A 21,414-nucleotide genomic window follows, 5' to 3' on the forward strand; every position below is an offset into this window, starting at 1 on the left:
TTTAACAAGAAAAGATTTATCAGAAAATCCCGAACTATTGGAGAGTGATGGAGAATGAATAAAAGCAACTCAGTATTAATAACAAAAGAAACATATGAATACTTTTTATACGCTTCATCAGTTAAAGAAGGTTTACAAGATAGTCTTGATGAATTTGAAAATGGAAATCTGAGCTCAGTTGATTTTCTGAAAGAAATAAAAGAAATGTTGGAAATGGAGCGTGATGAAGAATGAGTTATGAATATGAAGAGCAATTGACGGAGCTTGCGGCTGATTATTTAGATACAGGAAATCACGAGCCTATCATCGAGGTTACTGAAGTATACGCCAAAGCACAAGCATACGATGACATCATGAAGTTATTAAACAAACACACAATTTTTATTGAAGATTATCACACTAACTGGGAGTGCTTCGGTGAAGAAATGATTGATTTAGGATTAAATGACCTATGACCCAAATCGGACTCGAACTCATTGCACTATTCAGTCTGTTCGTCGGTTCAGCAGTAACGTTGGTAGGTATGTTAGGTTACGCAATTATAAACAAGTGGAGGAATAGATAACATGAATAAATTACAAATTAAACAATTGAGTGAGTCGGCAACTATGCCAAACAGGGCATTTAATCACGATGCAGGCTTAGACCTATACGCTAGTGAGGACACTCTAGTCACTTACACACATGCGAGTGTTATCCTAACTGGTATCGCAGTGAACATACCACCAGGCTATGAAGGACAGATTAGACCACGATCTGGTAAGTCGTCTAAGACGAATCTCAGAGTCATTCTTGGCACTGTGGATAGTGGATATAACGGGGAAATTGGTGTGATTGCGGACACATTAAACAAGTCGAATTATCTTGTTAAGAAAGGTGAGAAAATTGCACAGTTAGTTGTCTCACCTATAGTCACACCAACATTAGAGATTGTAGACCAATTCGACACTCAGAGTGATAGGGGTTCTAATGGCTTTGGTAGTACAGATAAGGAGGTTAAGTAATGGAATTATATATAGTTAAAGTCAAAGACTTATTTTTATCAAATGAGTGGGAAAGTATTGGTGCTTATCATCTAACTTCGCAACCACAAGAAAAAGGCATTAAGTTTTATGAGGATGAAGCAACCGCTAATTTTATAGCAGATAAGATGAACGGAACAGTAATTTCTCTATCCGAACATAACGAGGTGCATCGGTAGTGCCTGGTTCGACGGAACAGACATCTGGAGATAAGACGATAGTTGATAAAGTGAAAGAGATATTAGGACGTGATAAAGATGATTGACTTCTACGTAATGGGTACACCAGTTGCCATGCCACGTCCAAGGGTAGTAAGGACACCGAGTGGTAAGACGAGGACATACAACACAAGTAAAAGTACAACGTATAAGCAGATGATTAAGATACATGGGAAGAATGCCATGAATAAGGCTCACAAGCACATCACAGAGCGCCCGTTGAAGGTAAGTATTACATTTGTATTCGCACCACCGAAAAGCTACACCAAGAAGAAATTAAAGGCGATAGAAGAAGGGGCTTTGTATTACACAAAGAAGCCCGATCTCGATAATCTTGCTAAAACCATACTAGATGCATGTAACAATGTTGTATACAGGGATGATTCACAGGTAGTGACACTATCGTTAAACAAAGAGTACGGACACGCTGACCACGTGAAAGTTAATATACAAGAGGTGTAGATGATTTATGAGTTATGCGACTAACGAGCAATACACGGTAGAAGATATTTATAGATTGATTGTAGATTATCATACTAATTACACCGCTATGAAGAAATTAGAAAAAGAATACATCGATGTTGTAGCTGGTGGAAACATCGGTAAGTACGGAATAGAATCATCCATGCCAAAAGCAGTAGGTGGAAATAGCGACCCAACGTACAATGAATTAAAAAGATTAATGACACAAGATAAAGTTATTGATCGATTTATGAACAAAGTGCTATACATTCAAAACAGGTGGGACAGAATCATTGAAAGACAAGATGAGACTAGAGCCATCATTTTTCATCTCGCATTAAGTGGTAATAGTTTGGTTGATATTTCAAAAACGACAGGCTATAACTACTCTAAAATCAGACGAAAATTGATGGAATGTGCTGAAATACTACAAGATTAGTTTCCACATTTTTTTCAAATCGAAGTTGATATATCAATGGCATGCTGAATACTTCAAATAAACGTTGACAAATATGGGAATCCGTGAGTTCATAATGGTGGGTAGGTTCGGCAAGGCATACCCATCGACTCACGCCATGAGTCCTCCTGAGTATATTTGATTAGAACCGTCCGAAAGGGCGGTTTATTTGGTATATTGGATGTATCAAATAATAGGAGGATGATTGAAATGGCTAATAAGATAACTAAAGATGACATTATCGAGTTAACCCACAAAAGAAATAATCAAATTATTAATAGTGGGTTGGTTCCAGAAGTAGTCAGAGAATTTATAGACAGGTTCGACGAACTAGCAGAGGAAATAAAGAAGAAATCTGCAGATGACTACATAAATGTTTTTAGGATGGAAGAACAAGGTTTTTGTGAAATTGAGATGCAGTTATTAGGAGATGGAGTTAAACTATCATACTCATATAACGAAAACGTAATTGAAGTTAGTTTAACTGAAAACACAAATGATCAGCATCTAGTTAATGTACTTAGGGTAGATGGAACTGACATTATATCAGCATATTCTAACGAAAAGGTAGTTCCAGATGATATATTGAATTATTTCAAAGGGACTGCATCATATAGAAATCTAAAATTTATTACAGATGAATATTAATAATTATTAGACACCAACTAAGGTGTCTTTTTTGTTTGTTGAAAACCAACGAGTAACCTCTCACTTCACTCATATAATTTTTAGGTTGCCGTTGGTTTTGAGTAAGCAAAATAAATTAAGATATTATCGTGAAAGTTGGTGGTAGATGAAATGGATATGACAGAGAAACAAAGACGTTTTGCAGATGAGTATGTGATAAGTGGAAATGCGACACAAGCATATTTAATTGCTTATCCTAATGTGACAAAGGAAAGTACAGCTAATGCGAATGCTAGTAGGTTGCTTAGAAATGCTAAGGTAAGAACCTATATAGATGAGCGTTTGGCAGAATTGAAAAAGAAATCTATTGCTGAACAAGATGAAGTATTGCAATATCTCACATCAGTTATGCGAGGAGAAATGCAAGATGAAGAATTACTTGTTGTGTCCGATGGTGAGTTTGGTAGTGCAGTAGAACGTCATGAACGTAAGGCGGATACTCTACAACGAACTAAGGCTGCTGAACTGCTAGGTAAAAGATATGGACTCTTTAGAGATATCCAAGAAGTCGAACACTCTGGTGCAGTGCAGTTTGTAGATGATATAGAATGACAACTGCAATTAAGATATCAGAACTCATTCCTAAAGCGTTTCATCCGTTCTGGAAAGCATCACTAGATCCAAACATACTGAATGTAGTTTGCAAAGGCGGACGTGGTAGCGGTAAGTCATCAGACATTGCGCATGTGATTGTACAAATGCTTATGAGGTATCCAGTTAATGCAGTAGGCATACGTAAGATAGATAACACAATTGAGCTATCCATATTTGAGCAGATTAAATGGGCGATTAGTGAACAGAAAGTAAGTCACTTATTCAAGATAAATAAATCACCTATGAGAATCACTTATCTACCTCGTGGTAACTACATGGTATTTAGGGGAGCTAAAGAGCCTGAGCGTATTAAATCACTCAAATCTGCAGAGTTTCCATTCGCTATTGCATGGATAGAAGAACTTGCGGAGTTTTTAACAGAAGATGAAGTCACGACCATTACTAACTCACTATTACGTGGAGAGTTGGATAATGGTCTTTTTTATAAGTTTTTCTATTCTTATAACCCGCCGAAAAGAAAACAATCATGGGTGAATAAAAAGTATGAATCAGCGTTTATCGCATCAAACAGCTTTGTACATCACTCAACTTACTTAGACAATCCTTTTATATCAAAACAATTCATCGAAGAAGCAGATGCTACAAAACAACGGAATGAGCGTAAGTACAGACATGAGTATTTAGGTGAAGCGATCGGCTCAGGTGTTGTCCCATTCGATAACTTAGAGTTCAGAACAATTACAGATGATGAGTTAGCAACATTTGATAATTATCGTTACGGAAATGACTTTGGTTATGCGACTGATCCGAACGCTTTTGTAGTTTGGCACTACGATAAAAAGAAACGCATCATATATGCGATTGATGAAATATACAAAGTGAAAATGAGTAACCGTGAGTTAGCTCAAGAGATTATTAAAAGAGGCTATCAAGATGAATACATCCTAGCTGACAGTGCGGAGCCTAAAAGTATTGATGAATTACGTAAGCAACATGGTATAAAACGTATTAAAGGTGCGAAAAAAGGTAAGGATAGTGTGGAGTTTGGTGAGCGATGGTTAGACGACTTAGATGCAATTGTCATTGACCCTAAACGCACACCGAATATAGCTAGGGAGTTTGAGAACATTGACTATGAAACAGATAAAGATGGAAATGTGAAACCGAGATTACAAGATAAAGATAATCATACGATAGATGCAACACGCTATAGTTTAAGTCTTGATATGAAAGCACCAACGATGAGTATTCTTAAATAAGGAGGGATGGCATGGATCCATTTACTACACCACACGACGAAGTGTTACTCGCAGGTGTAAAGCCTGAACATGAAACACAAGAAGAAATGATTATACGTATGCTAAAGCTACACCAACATAACGTAAAAATATATGAAACTGGTCAAAAGTATTACGACAACAAAAATGATATTAAAGATAGAGATATACCAAAGAACGCAGAAGGTGTGCCTGATTACGATAAGCCAGACTGGCGAATTACACATCCGATTCATGCTAACTTAGTAGATCAAAAGGTTGGACATGCACTCACCAATCCAGTGAGCTTTAAGCATAAAGATGAAAGTGTCACTGAGAAAATAAATGAGTTACTTGGTTATGAGTTTGACGATGATTTAAACGATATTTTTGTTGCATCGTCAAATAAAGGTATTGAGTGGTTACATCCATTCGTCAATGAAGATGGTGAGTTTAAGTTCATGCAGATCCCTGCAGAACAAATCGTACCAATCTATGCAGACAGAAAAGAACGTGAGTTAGAAGCAGTGATACGTAGTTACACCTATGAACGTGAAAGACGTGTGGAATACTGGACTAAAGATAAAGTGACATACTACATCTACTTAGACAACCAATTACAATTAGGTTGGTATCACGGCATGAACGAGAGCAACCCTACAACACACCTAGACGACGAAAGTTGGGGTAGAGTGCCATTTATACCATTCAAGAATAATTCGCAAGCAACGGGAGATATATGGCGTTACAAGACGTTGATAGATGCTATGGATAATCAGACAAGTAATGTACAGAATACATTCGACGAAGCAACAGAACTCATTTATGTACTTAAAGGCTATGAAGGTGAAAACTTATCAACGTTTATGCGGAACTTAAAGCATTACAAAGCAATTAATGTGGATGGTGATGGTGGCGTAGATACGATACAAATTGAAGTGCCTGTCACATCGTCTAATGAGTGGCTAGAACAGCTAAGAAAGTACATCTATGATTATGGTCGTGGAATTGATTTTCAACGCCAGAGCCTAGGTAATAGTCCATCAGGGATCGCATTACGCTTCTTGTATTCAGACTTGGATTTAAAAGTTAAAGATTTGATACGTAAGGCAACACCAGCAATTAAAGAGTTACTTTGGTTTGTGTTTGAGTACTCGGACAATAACGGTGCTATTGCAAACGATGTGGAAATTTCCTTTAGCATTAATCGTATGGTCAATGAATTAGAGCAATCTCAAATCGCTAGCATGTCACAAACGCTTATCAGTCAAGATACAATCATTGAGAATCATCCGTGGGTATCAGACTTGGAAGGCGAAAAGGAACGTATGGAAAGTGAAGATGACCGAATTGATACAGAACTTCCAATAAAGGGAGTTGAGGATGATGAATTGGAATGATTTAGGACGTCAAATTGATGTGCTTATCGGAATGACTGAGAACAGCATCAATCAACAGTTACAATCAAGAATTAATGAGATTATTTCAATGTATGAGTCAATGGTTAGTAGTTATTCTGAAGAAGAAAGCTTAGAAAATCTGAATAAGTACAATCGTTTACAGAAAGCAATTAAACAAGTTGAACAAGACATTACAAAAGATTATTCAACACTATATACTACAATCGCATATGCTCAAGTATTGGCATTTATCCATTCGACATTGGGTAGTGCTTTTTTATTGTCTGGAATGACTGGAATTGTTCCTGTAATTGCATTTCCTATGTTATTAGAGCTTAAAAAATTTCTTAAACGAGACACCGAAGAATTCGACTTACTCAATACTTTATCTTCTCACCGAACAAGCATGTTAAGAGAAGTCAAAGGTACACTAAATTCTGGAGTCATTAACAATGAAAGTCCACGTTCAACTAAATTAAAGTTAAAGCGTATAGCGAATAAGTATACTTCAAGAGTACAAAAAGTTTCTACTCATGAAATCGGACGTGCTGAATCATTAGCGGAAATAGAACTTGGTGATAAATATGAGAAAGCTATTGAACAGTTAAACAAAACGGCTGAGAAAGCGCCAAAAGGCTTTAAATTCGACGATAAAGAACGTGGCAAACGTTTTGTTGATGAAGGTAGCAAGTTAAAACGTATTTGGATATCTCAGCGAGATACTAGGGTACGTCCTACTCACGTTATCTTAGATGGTCAAGTTGCGGATTCAGAAGGTCTGTTTTACTCTAAGTCAACTGCAACCTATGGTAAAGGTCCTCGTATGATGATAGGTATCAATCAGATGCAAGAAAACATGGGGTGTAGATGTTCGGTAGGTTATAGAGTGAATGGAATTGAGTTAGATCATATGGACGATGAATTTTTAAGCGAAGAACATCGAGATGTATATGAACGTACTTCATTTGATGAATATCAAGTTTGGTTGCAATTCAATGAAGATAATATTGCACCTGATTACTACGAACAGTTATCAAAGCGTATGATGTGGTACAAAAATGCATCAATGAACACCGAAGAACGTACTCAACATAATTTAATGACTGATGCAAAACGTTTTAGACAAATGGTACAACGTGGCTTTCATAAAAAGAAAGATGGCAGTTGGGGATATTAATATGGTATGGAATGAGGCAACAGTATTCCTAGTCATCATGACAGTTCTTAGCTTGTTATCTGCGATTAACGTAATTTCCCAAGGCGACTACTTTCAAGGTATGTTGCTTATTTTTATTGTCATTTTGTTAGTCATTCTAATAAGGATTGCGAGTTGGGAGGTCTAATAATGAAAGACAAAATCGAACAGTACCTAAAAGATATTGCAAAGAACACGGCTGAAATAACTAAAGAGTTGAAGAAAATAAACAGAAGTAATCCTATGATTAATATGAAAATCGGCGAAAAGCAACGAGAAGATTTACAGAAATGGAATGAAACAAAGGATAATTAGACCACTGAAAGGAGTGATGCTTTATTAATACAAGCACTAAAACTCACTAAGGAGGTGGTCGCTCATGTGTAAATTGAGCATATCTTGATAGCTATACATTAGCTCGTCCTAGATAAGACGATAAAAGGTCTATTTTTAATGCTCGCACAAGCGTTATTGTGCAAACCTCGTGCAGGAGAGAGACCTGCGATAACAAATAACTGTAAAGGATGATTATAAATGCCAATGCAAAGAGAATTTCTTAGAGGGCTTGGACTGGAAGAAGAAACGGTAACGAAAGTGATTAATGAACATCATAGCAATATTGCGGAAACCGAGAAAAGAGCGAATGATTACAAAGCTGAACTGGATATCGCAAATGATGAGCTTAAAAACCGTGACGAACAAATTGAAGACCTCAAAAAATCTACTACGGACAACGAAGATTTACAGAAACAACTAGACGAATACAAAGCCAATAACGAGAAGTACGAACAAGAATTACAAAGTACTCGTTTAAACAACGCCATCAAATTAGCAGTAGCTAAAGATGCGAATGATCCAGACGATGTACTAGCGTTGCTAGATAAATCGGACTTAGAGCTTGACGGTGACACAGTGAAAGGTCTTGACGACAAAATCACTGCTTTACGTGAGTCTAAACCTTATCTATTCGAGCAACCAAAAGGTAAGACAGGCAGAACGCCACAAGATGGCAATCCTCCACAGTCTATGACTAAGGAACAAATTATGGGCATGACAGACCCTATCGCACGTCAAAAAGCGATTAAAGAAAATATGAATCTATTTAATTAAAAAGGAGTTTTAAATATGACAAAGAACAAACAGTATGATTTAAAGTACAAATTAAACATTCAACACTTTGCTGCACAAGACTTTCCTGAGAAAAACTTACAAACGGTAGCAAACCTAGATAACTTCCGTGAGAAGTCAATTGATTATGTATACCGCTTTGAAGAATCACTACGTGACTTCCAAAGAGCAATCGGTATCTCACGATTAATGCCAGTACAATCAGGTATGAAGATTGAATTACTTGGTAAGCCAACTGTAGAACTGGCAGACGGTAACGTACCTGAAGGTGAAATCATTCCACTTTCTAGAGTGACACCAGCTGTCCTTGAAGAAAAGAAAATTACACTTAAAAAATATCGTAAAGCAACTTCTGGTGAAGCAATTCAAACTTACGGCGCTGACCAAGCAGTCGCTTACACTGATGATGCATTAGTAAAAGAGATTCAGAAAGACATCAGAACAGATTTATTTGATCTTGTACAATCAGGTGAAGCACAAACTAACCTGAATGAAGCAAACGGTTTACAAGGTGCATTAGCGACATCATGGGGTGCATTACAGACTGTATTTGAAGATGACACTATTCGTGTAGTGGTATTCGCTCATCCAATGGATGTTGCACAAGCAATTGCAGATAAGCAACTAACACTAGAATCTTCATTTGGTTTAAACTACTACACTGATGTGACGGGTACTATCGTGTTCACTTCAACACAAGTTGCTCAAGGTAGTGTATATGCGACTGCTGCAGAAAACTTAGTACTTGCTTATATCAATTCAAGCACTTCTGATGTAGCTAGACAATTTGGTCTAACTTCAGACTCAACAGGGTTTATCGGAATGAAACACTTCTTACACGATGAATCATTCACTCAACAGACATTAGCAGTGTCAGGTATCTTAATGTTCCCTGAACGTCTTGATGGTGTGGTAAAAGTCCCTTTAGCGGCAGCGACGGGGGAGTAATCGCACAGGCTTCAGCGCCTGATTACAGTGAGTATACCGTCGCAGAATTAAAAGAAATGTTAGATGAAAGAGGAATCGAGTATTCTTCAAGTGACCTAAAAGCAGACTTAATCGCACTGTTAGAAGGATAGGTGATGTAAATGGATGCAGACAAAGTGAAAATCATTAACAAATGGGCGCTCGATGACACATCTAAGGATGCAAGTATTGAAGCGCTCATTCCACATTATGCAGGAGTTGCATCAGAATACTGTAATCAAGTATTCATAGCGCCTTATCCACTCACAGTGCAAGAATTCATCGCTAAGATGATTGAATTCCACAATCCAGGTCTTTCTAGTCGGTCAATGGGTACAGTAAGCTACTCTTTTGATAATAATTACGAGGATAAGCTATATAAGCTACTCAAACCGTATAGAAAGGTATCGTGGGGTGGTAAATGATGTTTTTGGATGAATTCCCTCACACAATCACAGTCGAGCGTACAGAGCGTATTGTGGACGATTCTGTTTATCCTCCGAAAGAGGTAGTAAACACGTCTACACACGATTTAAAAGCGTTCATGGATACGCCTAGCACCTCACAACAAGCGAATTACCATAGTTTAGATATACGTCTAGATAGAGTTTTGTACGTGCCTTACGGTGCTGATATTACTCGTCTAGACGTTTTTATTTACGATGGTGAACGCTATGAGTTTGTGGGCGATTTACAAGATCAAGGCGGACAACATGAGATAGTTTCTGCACCTGTTAGGAGGCTTGCCAATGGCTAGGAATAACTTAGCAAGTGCGTTGAAAGCTTTTAGTGATAAAACGATTGCGCAGGCGAAACGTGGTGTAGAAACTACTCGTGATATCCACTACAACGAAACTCGGAGAAGAATAGCTGTAGATACAGGTGAGACACGAGAAGGAATCACGAAAACTGCAGTTACAAGAAGTGGGAGCACTATTTCAGCTGAGGTATTTGTGCTAGGTATGGTGCCTATATGGCTTGAGTTTGGTACTGGTATTCATGCTGTTTCAGGTGGTGGAGGCTCACGTGCTAAGAAAATACCGTGGACTTATTACAAAGACGGACGTTTCTATACCACATACGGTATGGTCGCTCAACCGTTTTGGTTCCCATCATTAGATGTCACACGACAGTATTTCAAAAACTACTTTAGCAATTAGGAGGTGGCTCAATGAGCAATTGGGTGTCAGCACATTACAATTTATACAATGCACTGTTTAACCACTTATTGCAGTCACCTTTTAAAGCTAAAGTGACTGGTATATACGACGGCATGAAGATGGACTTGGTTAAGCCTTATGCAATTGTCGGTGAGATAGATGTAATCGAATCTGAATCATCTACAGGCATGCATGAGGACATTGCTGTTCAGATGCATATATACGCTGATAGCAAGCCTGAATGTCGTGAGTTATTAAGAATGTTGAAATATTACGCTAAGCAAAAGTCATTCAGTTTTGATGGCTATGAAATAACAAAAGTAAGACTATCAAACGAACAAGTGATGAACGATATAGACAATAAAACATCGCACGGTGTCTTGAGAATTGTGTATACGGTTCGTCATAACGTTCGATATTAAAATTAAGGAGTGTTTAATATATGTCAAATTACGTTGTATTAGTACAAGCAGCGAGTTCACAACTTGGTTCAGATGGACTAGTAATTGGTGACGTTACTGAAGGTGGACACAATATTACAAATGAAATAGTAGACCGTATTCGTGCAGGTAAAACAGGTCGTGGATATGGTGCGAATGCAGAAGAATTTACATTTACTGCTAATAAAATCGAAGATGATGAAGGACAACAAGAAGTAGAGAACGCAATTAGAAAGAAAGAACAACTAAAAGTGTGGTTTGTACCGAAAAAGGTAGTAGATGGTCAACACAATAACGTTATTTTCGGCTACACATATGTATCTGAAATTGATCACTCATTTGATGATGAAGAAGATACAGTTGAGTACACATTAGCAGTACACTATGAAACAGCTAAAGATTCATTACCAAAACTACCAGACAGCGTGTTAAATCCATCTACAGTAGCGGATGTAGAGTTTGAAGCGCCTGGTGAATACACTGGTTCATACGAAGAAAGAACAGCAACAGCAGAGTAGTAAAGTTTTAGGGGGCGAGTATATTACTCGTCCTTTTTTATTTATCTATTTTAAAAACAAGGAGCTAATAACATGATTAAACAATTAGAAATCAAAGGCAAAGATATTGAAGCTAAAGGAAATTTCGCTTTTGCACGTAAAGCTAAAGAATTTGATGACAAAGATGAGGATGGTAACAAAAGAGAAGGTCTGACTAAAATTTATAATGGCTTACTTTCACGTAAGACTGACTCAATTATTGATTTTTGGGAGTGCGCAGCAGCTAAAGATAAATCAATCAAGCGTGAGCACATTGAAAATGCAGTAGAAGCAATTATTGAGGAAGAGGAAGACACACTTCCTTTACTGCAAGGTGCTCTTGATGTTTTGGATAACTCTGGTTTTTTCAAGCAAGAGATCAAAAACTTCTGGCTGAACGTTCAACAAGGTCACAAAGCAACGGACGCAGAAAACAAAGAGAAAATGAAAGCATCAGCAGAAATTCTCAAAGGCATGCACAGCGCAATCATGAACGGGGAAGAGGAACCAGAAGAAGTAACAGCATAATTGATATGGACTACGTGTTTACGACTACTCAACGTCTATTAGGTTATATTCCAGAGTCAGATATTTGGGAAATGACACCTAAACACTGGAACAATCTCATAGACGGTGCTAGACACCAGTTACTTGATTTAAAAGAAGTACAAATCACTGGTGCAGTTGCAATGGCTCGTATGAATAATGGTCAAAACATAAAAGCGTTGATTCGTAACTTGAATGAACAACGTGAACTCATTGATAAGACAGAAGATCAGTATGAGTATGATAAACAAGTTGAAAAACGTCGTAAGAAACATGTTAACAAAGTCCAGAAAGCCGATATGGCTGATTGGTGGAATCAGATGAACAAATAGATAAATAAAAAGGGGTGAGTAGATGGATGTAGAACGCTTTATAGCTGAGATTGAAGCGAATATTAGAAATTTTGAACGTAATATCAACAAAGCAATTGCTCAATCTCAAAAGCTCCCTGATGAAATTGAAACGGAAGTTGAAGCTAACATTAGTGACTTCCGTCGTGGCATCTTACAAGCAGAAGCATTAGCTCGTGCTTTTTCTGCTAAGGATATACGTAAAGAAGTGAAAATTGATGTAGATAGAATGGGATTTAGAAATGCTTATCATGCGATTCAAAAGAATTTCACTGAACCGTTTAACAGACGTTTAGGTGAATTGGCTACAAATATTAGAACTTTTGGTACAGTGTTTGGAAATATGATTAGAGGTTCATTAATTAGTTCTATTACTGCTTTAGTACCGATTATAGCTGCTGCTACCTCAGCAGTAATGGCGTTAGGTAATGCGGTTGGTGTGACTGCAGGTAATTTACTCGCATTTGTCGGTGCAGTGGGTGTTGCCTTTGGAGGTGTCGCTGCATATGGTGGTTTAGTCGCATCTGTACTTGCTAGGTATAACGACGAAGCATTTGTAGCAACAGAAGCATCGAAACAATTCACTTCTGCAATAGATGATATTAAAGCATCGTGGAATGGAATTGTGAACATGCATCAAGAAGCTATATTCACACAAATGGCAAGTGCGATCAATACAGCTAACTTCGCTTTACAAGCAATGACGCCATTTATTGATGGTGTAGTTGATGCAATTGGTAATATGACAACTGAATTAGACACTTTCGTTCAGAAGTCACCAACGATGACTCGTTTCTTCGAGAATATGAACACTACAGGTGTACGAGTATTTGATAATATCGCTCGTGGTGTTGGTCGATTTGGTCAAGGTTTAATTGATACCATGAATGCTGCAATGCCTTTAATCGATTGGGTAGCAGAAGGGTTTAATAACCTAGGTACTCAATTTGCCAATTGGGCAGACAGAATGGCTGAAACAAATGGATTCCATGACTTCACAAACTATGTAATGGAAAACATGCCTAAAATAGGCTCTATTTTTGGAAATGTTTTCTTAGGAATCATTGATTTATTCGCTGCATTCGGACAAAACAGTAGCCACGTATTCGACGGTCTTCAACGCATGACAGAACGCTTTAGAGAATGGGCGAGTGAATTAAGTAATAACACTGCCTTCCAAGACTTTGTAGGCTATATAGAGCGTAATGGACCTGTTGTAGTGAGTTTAATTGGCAACATCATTACAACGCTTGTAAACTTAGGTATCGCAATGGCACCGCTAGGTGAAAAAGTACTAAATGTGGTTAATGCAGTATTTGAATTTATGAGTAGCATTCTTAAAACAAATCCAGTCATCGGTTTGATTATCGGCTTAGTCACAACTCTAGCAGGGATATTTATGATGGCTATGCCGTTGATTATCATGGTTGGTACTAGTTTGGAATTCTTAACGGGAGCATTCGCTATGGTAAGCGCACCTGTATTAGGCGTAATTGCTGCAATCGGTGTACTTATAGGTACTCTAGTATATCTTTGGAACACAAATGAACACTTTAGAACAAATGTTATTAATATATGGAATCAAATAAAAACCGTGATAACAGCTGTAATCGTCATGATCGCGAACGTTATTAGAATGGTTTGGGGTACAGTTGTAAAGTTTTGGAACACACATTCCGAATCGATACGTGCAACTGCAGAAACGGTTTGGAATGCAATATTCACTGCGATAAGCTTTGTGATTGGTTTAATTTATAACATTGTTGTGACAATATACTCAGCACTTGTGTCTTGGTGGCAAGAAAACAACCAAACTATATTGAGTGTAGCAAGCACTGTATGGAACACTGTATCTAATGCAATTATAGTTGCAGTCGGTATCATATCGAGCATTGTACAAGCAGTATGGGGCGGTTTAGTTGCTTTCTGGGAGCAAAACAACGTTGTCATTATGAATGTTGCAAGTATGGTTTGGAATGCGATAGTCAATCTGATTGTTCCAATCGTAATGACGATCTGGAATACCATTTCTACAATTTGGGGGATGGTTTCAGCCTTCTGGTCTGAACACAGTAATACAATCATGACTGTTACATCTGTAGCATTCAATGTGATTGCCACTGTTATTGGTGGCGTCATGGCTGCGATATTCACTGTGATATCTGGAGCTTTAACATTGATAAGTGGAGTATTCCAAGTATCTTGGGCATTGATTACTGGAATAATTCAGACAGCGATGACAATCATCTTAGGCATAGTTGATATTTTCATAAATCTATTCACAGGTAATTGGGAAGGATTGTGGACTTCTGTCCAAGAGTTTACAGGCAACATAATGGAATCTCTTTGGACGACAATCACAGGTGTATTCGGAAAGATTGCTGAAACAGTAGGAAGCGTGTTCGACTGGATCAAAGAAACGGTTGGACTAGCAAGCGAAGAAGTATCAACTTCAACTCAGACCATGGCTACAAATGTAGAAACTTCTACAAGTCAAATGGCGACATCAGCAAGTACCAATACAAGTCTTATGTCAACCAACGTATCTACAAATACAAGTACAATGGCAAACAATGCATCACTAGACTTCAATAATTTACTCAACAACGGTATAACGAACTCAACTGCACTGAATACAGGTGTAACTACACAGACAGGTTATATGAGAGAACATGCGAGTGCTGACATCAATGGTTTACTTACAAATGGTACTACGGACTTCGCAGCACTACACAACGCTGGTTCAACAGAAGCATCTGGGCTAAGTACTGACTTCTTATCACAGATATCTGGCATGTCTACAGGTGCAACTGGTGAGACTTCTAGTATGGAAGCTATAATGAGTGGAGACTTTAGTAGCATAGCTTCCACAGGTAGTACTGAGATTGCAGGATTAAATACAGATGTCATCTCCGAATTTACGAATATGAACACAGGTTCAACTGCTGAATTAGACTCATTATTGAATAATACAACGACAGACTTCTCAGAAATAAATAGTACAGGTACATCTGAAACTGAAAGTATGAACAAAGGTGTTACACAAAGTTATAAAGCAATGCAAAACGCAGGCACACAAGCGATGCAAGCATTGTCTAAGGTGACTATATCTGCAATGCAACAAATGACTTCCGCTACTGCATCTGCTATGGGAGCTATGGCTGCAGCAGTATCAAGTGGTGGTGCAAGGATTGTTTCAATCATTAGTAGCACTATGGCTCAAGCTGCGGGTGTAATGAGAGCTGCGTATGGTCAATTTAGTAGTGCAGGTGCTTATGCAATGAGTGGTTTTGTAGCTGGTATGAACTCGATGAGTGGCTCAGTTATGGCTACGGCATCAAGTATTGCGAATAGAGCGGCTGCCACAATACGTGCTGCATTGAAAATTAAGTCGCCATCAAGAGTTATGATGCAGATTGGTGGATATACTTCAGAAGGTCTAGCACTTGGTATCGCTCAAGAATCAGATCGTGTAGTTAATGAGATGCTTAAAGTGAGTAATCGACTACAGGATGCATATAGTCCTGAGTTGAAACCAATCGGCATGGATGTTGATAAACGTAATCTTGAAAGTTCTATTACAGCATTTGGTCAAGCTGAGATTAACCACGAATTAGATAACGGATTAGAAATCAATCAAAATGCCAACATCAATCTTAATCTCGGTAATCGCTCATACAGAGCCTTTGCGGAGGATATTAATCATGAGAACACAAGGGTCACGAACCTTGAAGAATCGTACTTAGGAGGTGCTTATTAATGTTTGAAGTTGAATATGAAAGACCAGGCGAACGCACGGGGGAACTCCATGTGCCTTCGTCTTTTTCTTTGCTTGTAAATGGTCGGAACGTTGATAGTTATTACTCAAGTGATTATTTGAGAATAGAAACAGTCAGTGTAGACGGTCGTTTAACCAATGCTTATGACATTTCAACAGAAACACCTGCTAAGTTTGATGGTTCTATGATTATGAGTAAGCGCATGAAAGCAAAAACTATTGATGTAGAATTGCTAATCGATGTTAAAGATGAATCAGTGTTCAAAAACTTCTTGAATGAATTTAATCTGAGATTAAAGAATACAAACTATATCACATTCAAAGACGAACAAGAATTTACTTACTATGTGGAATTTGAAGAAGCGAGTGTTGTACAACAAGCAAGTGCTTATCGTATGAATTTGAGCTTTTTATGGCACAATCCTGTGAAGTATAAACAAGAACAAGTGATTGACTATACTAATGCTCAAACGTTGTCTATCGACTCAAAAGTACCTGTAGAACCTAGAATACGTATTGTGTTTGAAACAGGTGTTAAACAATGGTCAATGCGTAATACAACAACAGACATGAATGTAAACTACAAGCATGACATTGTATCTGATCGTTATCAGATTGATGTTGCTAGACAACTAGTAACTAAATCAGACGATGAGTTAAATGCGATGGACGGTTTAGAATTTTCATCTGATTTAGAAGAATTTTTAATCAAAGACGGTGATCAAATCGTTGTTACACCAACACCGAAAAGTATACAGATTAGATATAGAGGTGTTGTGCTATGATTTATTTATTTAATAAAAAGAAAGAATTGCAACGGATTGTGCCTAGAAAGCACATAATTAGTGCAACTCAAACAGTAGAAAGGAACGGTGTCTATCAGCTTACTGCTGAGATGCCGTCTTTTTATGTTGATAAAGATAGACGAGAGACAAATTATAAAAAGCTAGTCGAAGATGCAACGTTTGTTGGTCATTATGATGTTCAGAAACGATTTCAGATATATAAAATTTACGGTACTAATCTCACTGCAGACGAACGTGGTGAACGTTTAATTATAGATGCAGTCCACATCTTTTTTGATGAAGCAAAAGCACTCGGTAACATCCACGATAGACGTTTTAGAGATAGTGAAGCGAAAGCTGCTGCAGATGTTGCATTTAATGCAATAGGGTGGCAAATAACAGACTATGATGTCACAGATCGTCATGATATTAACTTCTATCGTGATAGTGTCACAAACGCATGGAATAAGTTGATTGAAACGTTCGGTGTTGAGTTCGACTATGAAGTAAAGTTTGATGGTCAAAAGATTGTTAGTAAAAATGTCATCGTGAAAAAAGCAATTGGACGTTGGACTGGTGAACGTTTCGCTTACGGTACAAATATACTATCACTCACACAAGAACAAGATGAATCTGAAATCTATACAGCTGCAGTTGGACGTGGACGTGGCGAAGAAGCAGGCGATGGCTATGGTCCTCGTTTAGAATTTGATGAGATTGAGTGGTCTAAAGATGGTATTCAAAAACCAAAAGGTCAAAACTGGATTGAAATACCTTCTGCAACACAAGAATACGGCTTTTATGAAAATGGTGAGATTAAACCAAGAATTGCACCAGAAGTCGTTTTTGAGAATATAGAAAATCCAGTTGAGTTAGCTAACGCCACATACCAGTGGTTATTAGAAAATTGTGTGCCTAAAGCGACTTGGACTACGAATGTTGCCAAAATAGGAAACCTAAATCTTGGTGACGGTGTTGCTATCATCTATAAACGTGCAGGCATTGTTAAACAAGCACGAGTTGAAAAGATTGAACACAACTTATTAGATCCTTCACTTTCTAAACTCACACTAGGTGATTTCAAACACTTTAAAAATCGACAACTGAAACGACTAAACTCACAGATTAAACGTGCAAATAGAGATGCTAGGTCTTTAATTACACAGTTAAAAGAAGATTTCGATGCATGGTTTAATGCACAAGCTATAGCTTTTAGAAACGAGTTCGAACAAGCCAAAATCGACATCTTAGCGGAAGTTGAAGCAGACCGTGCTCGAATGGAAGCCGAGTTTAACCAAGCGCTTAACGACTGGACAGACGCATTTAACGCAGACGTAGAACAGGCGTACAAGGAAGCCGAAGAAAACTATGCTCGCATTGAGCAAGAGATTACCACTGCAGTTGACACTGCTCGGAGTGAAATTGAACAGGGCTACAATGACGCAGTTAAAGAAGCGCAACGCTTAGCAAAAGAAGAACACGATCGCATTAGCGGAGAAGTGACCAGCTCTATCGATACCGCAAGAAGTGAGTTAGAGCAAGGATATACCGATGCAGTCGAACAAGCTAAACGTTACGCAGAAGAACAGTCTAAGGCACATTCTGATGCAGTTGAGAGTAAGCTAGACGATGTTACAGGTAGTCATGCGGATATGCTTGCGGACTTGCAAAGTGATGTAATGGATATTGACAAGTTTTTAGGCGATAGTCGTAGTGTGACATTAGATGAACGTTTCCAAGATATTACAATGAACTTTGAAGAACGTATTCGTAATATAGATAGTACGCACTACAATATTATACGTGGTACATCGTTCGATAATCCCGATTTATTCGCTGTACATTCACAAGTTCAAGTCATCACTAATGAAGTCGATAATTTCGTGAGAATGGGGACGGGAACGTCGAATCTACCTTACGTTATGAACATGGAATACTTCAACGTCAATAAAAACGAGACATACTATCTTGTCTTTATGTACCGTACTACAGAAGTACCTGAAATAGATTTCATTGAAATACGACCGCCAAGCGAATATGGTACTGGGCAGAAAATCGATTTAACGATGACCGCTGAAGAAAAAGCGACAGTGATGACAGGGCATTGGACTAAGAAAGTTGTGGAAATTGTACCCGACAGAACAATGCCAGTTAGATTGTTGCTCGGTACAAACTTCGGGGCAGGGAATACCCAAAAAGGTGTTATCGACTTTAAGAAACCGTATCTAACCACCACAAATAACCGTGAGTGGTTACCGCATCCAGATGATGCTACTCAAAACGTATCTGAAATTATTAGACGAGTCACGTTGCTTGAAGACGGTCAATCCGAGTTGATTACACGAAGCGAATACGATTTTGAGACAGGTAATTTAGACCAATATATCAAGTCAGTTGAAGAGACTGTAGAAGGCAATAAACAAGTGTTACAACGAGTCGATAATTGGCAAGCGACGAATGGTGCGAGTATAGAAGAAACGATATATGGCTTTAATCAAAAAGTTTGGTTGAATGACATTTCAAGCATTGGCGCCAACTTGATTCCTCAATCCGCATCAGCTTGGGAAGACGGTGGGATATTCACCGCAAATGGATTGAATAACAATTCGAATATGTCTCGTATGCGATTAAAAGAGTATGTCGATGTCACACCTGGTCAACCTTATACCTTTTCGGACAATTCAGCGTATGTATCTGCAATTAATTATTGGTGGATATTAGAGTATGACAGTAACGGCAATTTCATGAACAGTGCAATTAGTAGTGTTCGTGGGGCAATTCGAACCTTTACGCCAGTCGGTAGTAAATTACGATTTGCAGCAATTAACATTGATGGTTTCAATGTTTACCCGTCAAATATGCAACATGAAGATAATCGTATCCAAGTGAAATTGGAACGTGGCGAAGTGGCAACGCCAATGCTTAACGCTATTTCTAGAATCGAACAATTAGCGGACAAGATCGCCCTACAAGTCCAAGAGTTAGACGGTGAGTTCTTAACCGAATCTGACGTAACTGTCCGTGCAGACTACGTACAAATCGCATCGAAACGTATTAGTGGCGACACAATCGGCTCAATGCTAAAAGTAAGTCCGTCTGGTATTGATGCCATCGCATCTCAATTACGATTGTCAGGTGATTTATTTGTTAAAGGCGATATTACGGCGCTAGCAGTAGAAGCAGTAGAAGCGAATTTTAGTCAGTTGTATGCAGCGGAACTTGGTGCTGGAACGATATTAGCGAAACACATTGCATCTGACGCAATTCAAGCACGACACCTTCTTGTGTCTAACGCAATGGTTGAAAAAATCGTCGCAAATAGTGTGTATGCAGATGATGTTAATGCTAAAGCGATTAACGCAATTAATGGTAGATTTGCAAGTTTATTTGCAGCCGAACTCGATACAATCGAGCTTAGGGCTAAGCATATCGGTGCAAATGCCATCGGCGCTCAGCACTTATGGATTGACCAAGCGTTGATTAATAAACTATCCGCAAGCAATATGTTTACTGACATGCTATACGCTAAAACAATTGATGCAATCGACATCAACGCGGGGCGGGTACGTTCCGCAATACTTGAAGCAGACGTCATCACAGGTGCGCACTTAGCGGTTGGAACGACGATGATTGACAAGTTGTTCGCCACAAGTGGACGTATTGATCAACTCATCGGTAAAGACTACTTTATCCAAAACATTAAAGCACTCAGTATTGAAGCAGTCGAAGGGAACTTTAGCAGTTTGGTGACGAAATACTTTAGTGCCAACTACATCGACGTGGATTGGATAGACGGTAAAAACGCATGGTTCGAGAGTATGTACACATCTAACGCTATGATAGCTAGGCTAACCGCACAACATGCGTTTATACGTGATGTACAAGCTATAGAGATTACCGCTAATCAACTTAACTTAGATACGCTTAAGAACCGATTCAATCAAATTGAAGGCGGAATACACATCACTCGTGCAGTCGATGGTGTGCGTTGGATTGAGAACGGTGTGCCTCGTGGAAACGTGCCTGTACAAACATACGATTCATATGCAGGTTCAAATATCCGTTTTAATGGCTTAAACTACATCACAAACTACTCGCATTGGCAGACGTTTAAATACTTCTACACGCCGCATGAAGGACGTATATTAAGAGTCGTTTGGGCAGTCGGACTACATGGCTCATCTGGTAGTGCGAGTGAATATGTCGAAGTACAGGTGGACGGATTTGGTAATAACAATCAGATTAACAACGGTGCAGGCAGTAGTAGTCGTCGAGTGTACGTAAGCCGTGGAGACACGGTCAATATTACGCAAGACATTCCATTACCCCCACCGAATTACAATTTAATGCAAGCCTATTTACAAGTCAGACGTAGTCCGTCAGGTACAGGTGTACAGAACGATGTATTCGCAAGGATACTTCACATCGGGCAATACGGTTAAGGCTTATTTTTTATGACTAAATTTAGGAGTG

26 protein-coding genes are annotated in these 21,414 nt (G+C 38.5%); all 26 read left to right on the forward strand.

Going from position 1 to position 21,414, the window contains the following annotated elements; all coding sequences use genetic code 11:
* Positions 1-54: 54 nt before the first annotated feature.
* Positions 55-234, forward strand: coding sequence for a hypothetical protein (locus V6E76_RS03155; RefSeq protein ID WP_247349001.1), 180 nt, complete (start codon positions 55-57; stop codon positions 232-234).
* Entirely contained in the window at positions 231-455 is a 225-nt protein-coding gene (locus tag V6E76_RS03160; RefSeq protein WP_247349003.1) for a hypothetical protein, read from the forward strand. Before V6E76_RS03155 ends, V6E76_RS03160 begins: the two co-directional genes overlap by 4 nt.
* A 111-nt stretch (positions 456-566) precedes the next feature.
* Entirely contained in the window at positions 567-1,004 is a 438-nt protein-coding gene (dut, locus tag V6E76_RS03165) for a dUTP diphosphatase (RefSeq protein ID WP_247349016.1), read from the forward strand.
* Positions 1,004-1,201, forward strand: coding sequence for a hypothetical protein (locus V6E76_RS03170; RefSeq protein ID WP_247349018.1), 198 nt, complete (start codon positions 1,004-1,006; stop codon positions 1,199-1,201). The genes dut and V6E76_RS03170 overlap by 1 nt, the downstream gene beginning before the upstream one ends.
* A 78-nt stretch (positions 1,202-1,279) precedes the next feature.
* A complete protein-coding gene (locus V6E76_RS03175; protein WP_247349020.1) occupies positions 1,280-1,702 on the forward strand; it encodes a RusA family crossover junction endodeoxyribonuclease in 423 nt (140 codons plus the stop codon).
* A 7-nt stretch (positions 1,703-1,709) separates the two neighbouring features.
* Positions 1,710-2,141, forward strand: coding sequence for a hypothetical protein (locus tag V6E76_RS03180; RefSeq protein WP_247349022.1), 432 nt, complete (start codon positions 1,710-1,712; stop codon positions 2,139-2,141).
* Between the two features lie 228 nt (positions 2,142-2,369).
* On the forward strand, positions 2,370-2,807 hold the full coding sequence (locus tag V6E76_RS03185) for a hypothetical protein (protein WP_247349024.1): 438 nt from the start codon (positions 2,370-2,372) through the stop codon (positions 2,805-2,807).
* 150 nt (positions 2,808-2,957) lie between these two features.
* Entirely contained in the window at positions 2,958-3,398 is a 441-nt protein-coding gene (locus tag V6E76_RS03190) for a terminase small subunit (protein ID WP_247349026.1), read from the forward strand.
* Positions 3,395-4,660 (forward strand): PBSX family phage terminase large subunit, encoded by a 1,266-nt coding sequence (locus V6E76_RS03195; protein WP_247349039.1) that lies wholly within the window; start codon positions 3,395-3,397, stop codon positions 4,658-4,660. The genes V6E76_RS03190 and V6E76_RS03195 overlap by 4 nt, the downstream gene beginning before the upstream one ends.
* An 11-nt stretch (positions 4,661-4,671) precedes the next feature.
* Complete coding sequence (locus tag V6E76_RS03200; protein ID WP_247349049.1) at positions 4,672-6,057, forward strand: phage portal protein; 1,386 nt, start codon at positions 4,672-4,674, stop codon at positions 6,055-6,057.
* On the forward strand, positions 6,044-7,234 hold the full coding sequence (locus V6E76_RS03205; protein ID WP_166626856.1) for a hypothetical protein: 1,191 nt from the start codon (positions 6,044-6,046) through the stop codon (positions 7,232-7,234). Before V6E76_RS03200 ends, V6E76_RS03205 begins: the two co-directional genes overlap by 14 nt.
* A 1-nt stretch (position 7,235) precedes the next feature.
* On the forward strand, positions 7,236-7,400 hold the full coding sequence (locus tag V6E76_RS03210; RefSeq protein WP_166626855.1) for a hypothetical protein: 165 nt from the start codon (positions 7,236-7,238) through the stop codon (positions 7,398-7,400).
* 2 nt (positions 7,401-7,402) lie between these two features.
* Positions 7,403-7,567, forward strand: coding sequence for a hypothetical protein (locus tag V6E76_RS03215; protein ID WP_247349050.1), 165 nt, complete (start codon positions 7,403-7,405; stop codon positions 7,565-7,567).
* Positions 7,568-7,786: 219 nt separating this feature from the next.
* Positions 7,787-8,362: a phage scaffolding protein gene (locus V6E76_RS03220; RefSeq protein ID WP_247349052.1), complete on the forward strand. Its 576-nt coding sequence runs from the start codon at positions 7,787-7,789 to the stop codon at positions 8,360-8,362.
* Positions 8,363-8,377: 15 nt separating this feature from the next.
* On the forward strand, positions 8,378-9,328 hold the full coding sequence (locus V6E76_RS03225) for a hypothetical protein (protein ID WP_247349054.1): 951 nt from the start codon (positions 8,378-8,380) through the stop codon (positions 9,326-9,328).
* Positions 9,328-9,459 carry a HeH/LEM domain-containing protein gene (locus V6E76_RS03230; RefSeq protein ID WP_499797708.1) on the forward strand — a complete coding sequence of 44 codons (132 nt, stop codon included), beginning with the start codon at positions 9,328-9,330 and terminating at the stop codon, positions 9,457-9,459. Before V6E76_RS03225 ends, V6E76_RS03230 begins: the two co-directional genes overlap by 1 nt.
* A 9-nt stretch (positions 9,460-9,468) precedes the next feature.
* Positions 9,469-9,771 carry a phage head-tail connector protein gene (locus V6E76_RS03235; protein ID WP_247349057.1) on the forward strand — a complete coding sequence of 101 codons (303 nt, stop codon included), beginning with the start codon at positions 9,469-9,471 and terminating at the stop codon, positions 9,769-9,771.
* Positions 9,771-10,103 carry a phage head-tail adapter protein gene (locus V6E76_RS03240; protein ID WP_247349059.1) on the forward strand — a complete coding sequence of 111 codons (333 nt, stop codon included), beginning with the start codon at positions 9,771-9,773 and terminating at the stop codon, positions 10,101-10,103. Before V6E76_RS03235 ends, V6E76_RS03240 begins: the two co-directional genes overlap by 1 nt.
* Entirely contained in the window at positions 10,096-10,506 is a 411-nt protein-coding gene (locus V6E76_RS03245) for an HK97 gp10 family phage protein (protein WP_247349061.1), read from the forward strand. The genes V6E76_RS03240 and V6E76_RS03245 overlap by 8 nt, the downstream gene beginning before the upstream one ends.
* A gap of 11 nt (positions 10,507-10,517) precedes the next feature.
* On the forward strand, positions 10,518-10,928 hold the full coding sequence (gene gp17 / locus V6E76_RS03250) for a tail completion protein gp17 (protein ID WP_247349063.1): 411 nt from the start codon (positions 10,518-10,520) through the stop codon (positions 10,926-10,928).
* A gap of 20 nt (positions 10,929-10,948) precedes the next feature.
* Complete coding sequence (locus tag V6E76_RS03255) at positions 10,949-11,464, forward strand: phage tail protein (protein WP_247349065.1); 516 nt, start codon at positions 10,949-10,951, stop codon at positions 11,462-11,464.
* A gap of 72 nt (positions 11,465-11,536) precedes the next feature.
* Positions 11,537-12,010, forward strand: a complete 474-nt coding sequence (locus V6E76_RS03260) for a tail assembly chaperone (RefSeq protein WP_247349067.1) — start codon at positions 11,537-11,539, stop codon at positions 12,008-12,010.
* Positions 12,011-12,015: 5 nt separating this feature from the next.
* Complete coding sequence (locus V6E76_RS03265) at positions 12,016-12,360, forward strand: hypothetical protein (RefSeq protein WP_247349069.1); 345 nt, start codon at positions 12,016-12,018, stop codon at positions 12,358-12,360.
* A 22-nt stretch (positions 12,361-12,382) separates the two neighbouring features.
* Positions 12,383-16,138 (forward strand): hypothetical protein, encoded by a 3,756-nt coding sequence (locus tag V6E76_RS03270; protein ID WP_247349071.1) that lies wholly within the window; start codon positions 12,383-12,385, stop codon positions 16,136-16,138.
* Positions 16,138-16,941: a distal tail protein Dit gene (locus tag V6E76_RS03275; RefSeq protein ID WP_247349074.1), complete on the forward strand. Its 804-nt coding sequence runs from the start codon at positions 16,138-16,140 to the stop codon at positions 16,939-16,941. The genes V6E76_RS03270 and V6E76_RS03275 overlap by 1 nt, the downstream gene beginning before the upstream one ends.
* Complete coding sequence (locus V6E76_RS03280; protein ID WP_247349086.1) at positions 16,938-21,383, forward strand: phage tail spike protein; 4,446 nt, start codon at positions 16,938-16,940, stop codon at positions 21,381-21,383. The genes V6E76_RS03275 and V6E76_RS03280 overlap by 4 nt, the downstream gene beginning before the upstream one ends.
* Positions 21,384-21,414: the final 31 nt, after the last annotated feature.

The sequence above is a fragment of the Jeotgalicoccus huakuii genome, assembly GCF_036665975.1.
Taxonomy (GTDB): Bacteria; Bacillota; Bacilli; order Staphylococcales; family Salinicoccaceae; genus Jeotgalicoccus; species Jeotgalicoccus marinus.